Here is a 7,703-nt window from a genome sequence, read left to right as displayed (position 1 = left end):
AAGCTAAAGCAAGAAGCAGCATGATAACAAATAGCAGTCCTGTCAAGCTCAAACAGCCGATGACTATTGGCAATCCTCTTGAGCTTTCGAGAGGAGTTGCATAGAAGTGCGACGCAACGGCTGCCAAAAAAAGATTAAAAAGCTCAGTCCCAAAAAAATGAATTCACCAAAACGTTACCTGGTTACCTCGGCATTGCCCTATGCCAATGGCCTCAAACACATTGGCCATCTTGCAGGCGCCTACCTGCCTGCAGATATTTACGTACGTTACCTCAGGGCCATGAAAAAGGACGTTGTTTATGTAAGCGGAAGTGATGAACATGGCGCAGCAATAACGATCCAGGCCATGAAGGAGCAAACAACACCACGGGAGATCGTTGATAAATACCACGCCATATTGAAGCAAAACATGGCTGACCTGGGTATCAGTTTTGACATTTACCACCGCACCTCCGATCCGATACACCATGAAACTGCTCAGGAATTTTTTACCAGCTTAAACAACCGTGGTGAACTGGAAGTAAAAGAAACGGAACAGTTTTTTGACGAAGAAGCAAAAACATTTTTGGCCGACCGCTATATTGTTGGCACCTGCCCTGTATGTGGTCATCCCAATGCCTATGGCGACCAGTGCGAAAAGTGTGGTTCATCCCTGAGCCCGGAAATGTTGATCAACCCACGGAGCACGCTAAGTGGAAATGCACCCGTTATGCGGGCTACAAAACATTGGTTTCTCCCTTTGAACAAACATGAGAACTTTTTACGGGAGTGGATCTTAACTGAGCATAAAGAGGACTGGAAAACCAATGTACTTGGGCAATGTAAAAGCTGGCTAGACGCCGGCCTTCAGCCCAGGGCAGTTACCAGGGATCTCGACTGGGGAGTTCAGGTTCCGTTAGCAGATGCGCAGGGTAAGGTTTTGTATGTATGGTTTGATGCACCCATTGGTTATATCAGCGCTACAAAACAATGGGCGCTGGACAACAAAAAAGAATGGGAGCCCTACTGGCATGACAAGGATACCAAGCTGGTTCATTTTATCGGCAAGGATAACATTGTTTTCCATTGCATCATCTTCCCGGTAATGTTAAAGCTTCATGGGAACGTGCTTCCGGAAAATGTACCGAGCAACGAGTTTATGAATCTCGAAGGTGATAAGATGAGTACCAGTCGGGGCTGGAGCATAGAAATGGAAGACTACATTAATGATTGGATCCGTAAAGACAATGGCGGAGACAGCATGGCGGATGTATTGCGTTATTACCTTACCAGCATATCACCCGAAACAAAAGACAGCGAATTTACCTGGAAGGGCTTTCAGGATGCTAACAATAATGAGCTGGTAAGTATTTTCGGAAACTTTGTAAACCGCACTTTTGTGCTCATGCACAAATTGTGCAAGGGCAAAGTGCCGGTACTGCATGCAGACATTATGGACGAAAGCGACCGCAGATTATTTACTGAAATATCAGCGTCGAAAAGCCGGGTTGAAAGCCTGCTGGAACAATACAAATTCCGCGATGCCCAGTTTGAAGTGATTGACCTGGCGCGTAAGGGCAACAAATATATGCAGGATAAGCAGCCGTGGATTGTTGCCAAACAAACCGGTGAAAACGGGTTGCCCAATGCCGAAGCACAGCAGCAAATTGATAATTGCCTGCACATTTGCCTGCAGCTAACGGCAAACCTGTCGATACTAGTCAACCCGTTTTTACCATTTACCGCGCGTAAGCTTTGTTATATGATGAAGGTGGTGGATAAGATGCTCGATTGGGAAAACGCAGGTAAGTCAAAATTATTAAGCGTTGGCTACAGCCTGAGAGAACCGCAGCTTCTCTTTCGAAAAATAGACGATACTGAAATTGCAGCACAGATTGAAAAACTAAAACTTAAAACAAGAGCAATGGAAGAGGCAAAACAAGCAAGCGGTGAAACTTCGCCCAGCCAACCTGAACCAGCAATTGACAAACCGGTGGATGTATCAGAAAAAGAAAACCCAGTGAAACCCGAAATTGTATTTGACGATTTTGCGAAAGTTGACCTGCGTATCGGCACCGTGATCAAATGCGAAAAAGTTGAAAAAGCAGATAAACTGCTGAGGCTGGAAGTTGACCTTGGTTTTGAAACAAGAACAGTTGTTAGCGGGATAGCTATGCATTTTACACCCGAAGAAGTGTTGGGAAAACAGGTTACTGTTGTTGCTAATCTTGCGCCACGGAAAATGAGGGGTATCGAAAGTAAAGGCATGATCCTGATGGCGGAGGATAAAAATGGAAAACTGCACTTTGTAAACCCTGAAGGAAAAATAGATGAAGGGAGCGGGGTAAGTTAATGGAGGGCACCGGTATTGCCGGTGATAACCGATCACAACAACGTTTACCCCTGATATTGATTAATTGAAGGCTGTTCACTACTTTGGGCAGCCTTCATTTTTTTACTACCCTGTGTAGTTCACCACACCTGCAAGATTTCTTTTCTCTAAAACACTGCTAACCTTGCACGACACATAAAAGTTATTAACTTCGGTAAATAGTTGTTTAACTAACTATTTTGAGCCGCCAAAGGGCAAGAACCTCTTAGGGTATGTTCAAAGGAAGGCGAGCAAACAACATATCGTGACCGACAGGAACAACGGCGCCGGTAACCTTAATGGCAATATAAAAACGTGTTTGGATATGAAAAGAACAATCAAGAAAGTTGCAGTGCTTGGAAGTGGTGTAATGGGTAGTCGTATAGCCGCGCATTTCGCAGGCATCGGCTTGCAGGTATTGTTACTGGACATTGCACCAACTGAACTTAGTGCTGCCGAGCAGTCCAAAGGGTTATCACTCGATCATCCCGCGGTGAGAAACCGGATCGTTAACGAGGCCCTTGCAACAGCAGTAAAAAGCAATCCCTCCCCTGTTTATACCCAGGACGTGGTGAAGCGTATAAAAACCGGCAACTTTTCGGATAATATGAAGGATATAGCAGCTGCAGACTGGATTATTGAAGTTGTGGTAGAGCGGCTGGATGTTAAACAGTCGGTATTTACCGAGGTAGAAAAATATCGCAAACCCGGAACATTAATTACTTCGAATACGTCGGGTATTCCCATACACCTGATGGCACAGGAGAGGACGGACGATTTTAAACGACATTTCTGCGGTACGCACTTTTTTAATCCCCCACGTTATCTGCGGCTGCTTGAAATCATTCCAACACCTTACACCGATCCGGAGGTAGTTGATTTCCTGATGCATTATGGCGACTTGTACCTCGGAAAAAGAACGGTGCTCGCCAAAGATACTCCGGCATTTATTGCAAATCGTATCGGGGTGTTCAGCATCATGTCGATATTTAAGCTGGTTGATCAACTCGGCTTATCCATAGATGAGGTTGATGCATTAACAGGCCCTGTTATCGGCCGGCCAAAATCGGCTACGTTCAGAACTGCAGATGTAGTAGGTATCGACACCCTGGTAAAAGTAGCACAGGGTGTAGCGGGCAACTGCCCACAAGACGAAGCAAAAGAGATATTCGCTGTACCCGCGTGGCTGGAGAAACTAGTAGCAAACAAATGGCTTGGCGATAAAACCGGGCAGGGTTTCTTTAAAAAGCTATCCGGGGGCAAAGACAAGGAAATTCTGGTCTTGAACCGCTCTTCACTCGAATACGAACCCAGAACCAAACCGCGTTTTCCATCTCTCGATGCTGCCAAACCTATTGAGGATTTGAAAACCAGGTTGAAGATGCTGGTGAGTGCGCCCGATAAAGCCGGGGAGTTTTACCGGCAGTTTCACTACCACCTGTTCAGCTATATCAGTAACCGTATTCCTGAGATCAGCGATGATATTTACCGGGTTGATGATGCCATGAAGGCCGGGTTTGGCTGGGAGATTGGTGCCTTTGAAACATGGGACGTTGTGGGTGTTGCGCAAACCGTTGACAAAATGAAAGCTGCCGGTTTTACCCCTGCAGCCTGGGTTGAGGAAATGATCAGCAACGGTGCAACGAGTTTTTATAAGGTCCAGGACGGGAAACAACTCTATTACGATGTCGCATCAAAAACCTATAAACCGGTGCCGGGTGCTGAAACTTTTGTCATCCTGAAGAATTATGGAGACAAGGTGGTTTGGAAGAATAGCGTCTGTACCACATACGACATAGGCGACGATGTACTTGGGCTCGAATGGAATACTAAGATGAACAGCATTGGCGGGGAGGTTCTCGAAGGGGTACAAAAATCAATTGCTATTGCAGAAGAGAAGTTTAAAGGACTCGTGATCGCCAATGATGGTCCGAACTTTAGCGCCGGCGCAAACGTAGGTATGATATTCATGTATGCAATCGAGCAGGAGTATGATGAACTTGATCTTGCAATCCGCATGTTTCAGAACGCGATGATGCGGGTTCGTTATTCTTCAATTCCGGTTGTGGTTGCACCCCATGGCTTGTGCCTTGGTGGAGGTTGTGAAATGAACCTCCATTCCGATAAAGTTTGTGCAGCAGCCGAAACATACATCGGGCTGGTTGAGTTGGGTGTTGGCCTGATACCCGGCGGTGGCGGAACGAAAGAATTTGTGCTCAGGGCTGCAGATGATATGCACGAAGATGAGCCGGAGACAGTAACCCTTAAGAGCAGGTTTTTTAATATTGCTACGGCCAAAGTAGCTACCAGCGCCTTTGAAGCCTTCGACATCGGCATCTTGCGGAAGGGCCAGGATGAAGTGGTGATGAACCAGGAGAGACGAATTGCCGAGGCCCGGAAAAGTGTAGTTGAGCTGTTTGACCAGGGCTATGTTATGCCTGTACAACGTACCGACATTAAGGTGATGGGCCGTTCCGCACTCGGTGCGCTATATGCCGGCATCAATGGCATGTGGCGTTCCAATTACGCTACCGACCACGATGCCAAGGTTGCCCGCAAACTTGCCTACGTTATGTGCGGCGGCGACCTTAGCGAACCTACAAAGGTGAGCGAACAATACCTGCTCGACCTTGAGCGGGAAGCATTCCTAAGCTTATGTGGCGAAAAGAAAACCCTCGAGCGGATCCAAAGTGTGCTAAAAACAGGCAAACCGCTAAGGAACTAATGTTTTTTTGTGACGAACAGAAGTTAATTTATTATGCAGCCGTTGCCACGTCCCCCCCGGCTAACCATTCGGACGGGCTCGGTTCAACGTTGTTTTTTCATGGCGTCAGTGAAGAGCAGCCCAATAAAACCAACCACCTATGAATGCGGATGAATTAAAGATCATACAGGGCCCGATAAAAGAAAAGTACCGGAATGATCCTGCTGCGGCGACAATAACCTTGAAAGCTCAGGGTGAAATCGGAAACGGGCTGTCGTGTAAAGTAGATACGGGGCGGGCAATGATCGAAGCCGGTCTCCACCCGGCTACCGGTGGGGATGGCATGTTGGCCTGTTCGGGCGACCTGCTTCTAGAAGCGCTGGTTGCATGCGCAGGTGTAACACTTAGTGCAGTTGCAACCGCAATAGGTGTAAAAATCAAAGCGGGTTCGGTATACGCTGAGGGCGACCTGGATTTTCGCGGAACGCTTGGCGTTTCTAAAGAGGTACCTGTTGGCTTTACATCCATACGCCTGGGGTTTCGCCTGCAATATGCTGGGGAGCCGGACCACGACACGGTAAGGTCACTGCTGAAACTAACGGAAAGGTATTGCGTGATCTATCAGACAATTGCCGCAGCAACCCCGGTGCAGTCAGCAATTGAACCTCTTTAATCTTACTCTTTTGCTGTTTATCCACCTCTAACACCTTGCCCGTATAGCTATTCCCGGCTAAGCTAATCCTGGTAATTATAGAACAGGAATTGAGATCCCAGGCGCTCACCGAACAGGTAAGCGCCTAATCAACAGAATTTTACGCCCATAAATCAGTGAAGTTTCTTTGTATCGTTTTACTTAATTTTAAAACCTTTACAGTTTGATGTTTTGTCGCACCTGATTATCCAATTCAATTCCACCTATGAATGAAATCATTGAGTTCTTCAGAGGGCTCTTCAGCACATCGGAGTGGCCACCAAGATGGAAGTGCGGTTATTGGTCGGACTTTCATGGTTCACTTTATATTGTAAGTGAGCTGCTGATCTGGACGGCTTACTTTTTAATTCCGCTGATCATTCTCAATTACCTTTCCCGCAAGAAGGCATCTTTAAAATTCAACCGGGCCTACGTTTACTTTGCTGCGTTTATACTCTTATGTGGTTCAACCCACTTTCTTGATGCCTTAATGTTTTGGGTACCCATGTACCGGCTTAACGCCCTTATAAGAACGGCCACTGCAATTGTAAGCCTGCTGACCGTGTACCACCTGGTAAAAATCTTACCGCAGGCATTTAAGCAAAAGACCAACATTGAATTAGAAAAAGAGATTCAGCGGAGGGAAGAAGCTGAAAGAAAACTGGAAGAAGCTAACAAGGAACTAGAAGCCTTCGTTTACATCGCATCGCACGACCTGCAGGAGCCGCTGAGAAAAATCAAGATTTTTACCACGATGCTCATGGACAGCAACACCAATATGTTGGAGGAAGACAACGCAATAATGGCGAAGATTTCAGGATCAGCAACAAGAATGCAAACAATGATAACCGATGTGCTGGCACTTTCAACCATCAAAGAACCTGGTGAGGCAATGGAAGTAAATGTAAACGCAGCCATAGACAATGCCCTGGCCGACCTTGAAATTAAGATTATCGAAAAGGCTGCGGTAATAAACGTGGAGGAGTTACCCTCAGTGATAGGCAATGAAGGTTATCTTTCGCAATTGTTTCTCAACCTTATTGGAAATGCATTGAAGTTTTCCCAGGTGCAACCGGTTATTAATATTACCGGCGAGTTGATTGGAAACAAGGCCCGTATACATGTGACCGATAATGGAATCGGCATTGCCGAACAAAACCAGCATAAGATCTTCGATATCTTTCAACGGTTGAATACCAAATCAGCTTACGAGGGATCGGGTATTGGGCTGGCCATTTGTAAAAAGATCACCGAAGTGCATAATGGAACGATAAAAGTTAAGAGTAAACCAGGCGAGGGCACCACATTTACGATTGAACTGCCCGCAGCAAAAACAAAAACGGAAGTTTTAAACCGGGTTACAACCTGACGGTAACTGATTTCGTGCTATCGCCAACCGGTACAATATAACCCCGGTCATAAGCCAACGTCGATCCCTTTGAATCGTACATCACTTTATAAGCTGCTACCAGCATCTCTTTGTGCTCCTTAACACCGAAGAGGTTTACTTCCCGGAAAAGCGGGTCCTCGGCACTGGGGTAATTTCTTAAGCGTCCCGCATCCACCGTGCCTTCCCAAATTTGCTCCTGGCTACGTCCCTTATATCTCCATATGCTTAAAATAATCTTTGCTTTGGATTGCTTATACAACGACTTTGAGTAATTGCTCGACGCATAAATTGAAAAACGAACCGTCTTCTGTACAGGCTTTTCCGGCGTAATCATTTCACGCACATTTCCCTGTAAAGCCAGGCTAAATAGCACCGGGCCCAATAATAATAAAAACTTTTTCATAAAAACCTATTTCTAACGCGGCGCAAGGTAGCCCCAACCATCTTATTAAAAAAACATTAAAGGACAATAAGTGTAAAAAGTACATATTATGACAAACCTGTGAGGTTCAATCCTGTTTTATGGACAATAACAACTACTTTGACCTCCTTATTAACGTAAATAAGC

The 7,703-nt window shown here is 46.0% G+C and carries 5 protein-coding genes; 4 read left to right on the top strand and 1 reads right to left on the bottom strand.

The genetic code is table 11. The features are described from left to right. Positions 1–157: 157 nt before the first annotated feature. The 4 genes from metG (at position 158) to EXU57_RS17960 (ending at position 7,114) form a co-directional block, all read left to right on the top strand. Positions 158–2,332 carry a methionine--tRNA ligase gene (gene metG, locus EXU57_RS17975; RefSeq protein ID WP_133269627.1) on the top strand — a complete coding sequence of 725 codons (2,175 nt, stop codon included), beginning with the start codon at positions 158–160 and terminating at the stop codon, positions 2,330–2,332. A gap of 343 nt (positions 2,333–2,675) precedes the next feature. Next, complete coding sequence (locus EXU57_RS17970) at positions 2,676–5,075, top strand: 3-hydroxyacyl-CoA dehydrogenase/enoyl-CoA hydratase family protein (RefSeq protein ID WP_133269626.1); 2,400 nt, start codon at positions 2,676–2,678, stop codon at positions 5,073–5,075. Positions 5,076–5,214: 139 nt separating this feature from the next. Continuing rightward, complete coding sequence (locus tag EXU57_RS17965; protein ID WP_133269625.1) at positions 5,215–5,727, top strand: OsmC family protein; 513 nt, start codon at positions 5,215–5,217, stop codon at positions 5,725–5,727. Between the two features lie 244 nt (positions 5,728–5,971). Next, complete coding sequence (locus tag EXU57_RS17960) at positions 5,972–7,114, top strand: sensor histidine kinase (protein WP_133269624.1); 1,143 nt, start codon at positions 5,972–5,974, stop codon at positions 7,112–7,114. Here EXU57_RS17960 and EXU57_RS17955 read toward each other — a convergent pair. After that, positions 7,104–7,538: a hypothetical protein gene (locus EXU57_RS17955; protein WP_133269623.1), complete on the bottom strand. Its 435-nt coding sequence runs from the start codon at positions 7,536–7,538 to the stop codon at positions 7,104–7,106. The two genes, EXU57_RS17960 and EXU57_RS17955, sit on opposite strands and share 11 nt — an antisense overlap. Positions 7,539–7,703 lie beyond the last annotated feature (165 nt).

The sequence above is a fragment of the Segetibacter sp. 3557_3 genome, assembly GCF_004354985.1.
GTDB lineage: Bacteria > Bacteroidota > Bacteroidia > Chitinophagales > Chitinophagaceae > Segetibacter.
This window is presented reverse-complemented; position numbering and strand designations above follow the sequence as displayed.

Coding starts and splice junctions, on each gene's coding strand:
- metG (WP_133269627.1), top strand. CDS start 158: ATGAATTCACCAAAACGTTACCTGGTTACCTCGGCATTGCCCTATGCC.
- EXU57_RS17965 (WP_133269625.1), top strand. CDS start 5,215: ATGAATGCGGATGAATTAAAGATCATACAGGGCCCGATAAAAGAAAAG.
- EXU57_RS17960 (WP_133269624.1), top strand. CDS start 5,972: ATGAATGAAATCATTGAGTTCTTCAGAGGGCTCTTCAGCACATCGGAG.
- EXU57_RS17970 (WP_133269626.1), top strand. CDS start 2,676: ATGAAAAGAACAATCAAGAAAGTTGCAGTGCTTGGAAGTGGTGTAATG.
- EXU57_RS17955 (WP_133269623.1), bottom strand. CDS start 7,538: ATGAAAAAGTTTTTATTATTATTGGGCCCGGTGCTATTTAGCCTGGCT.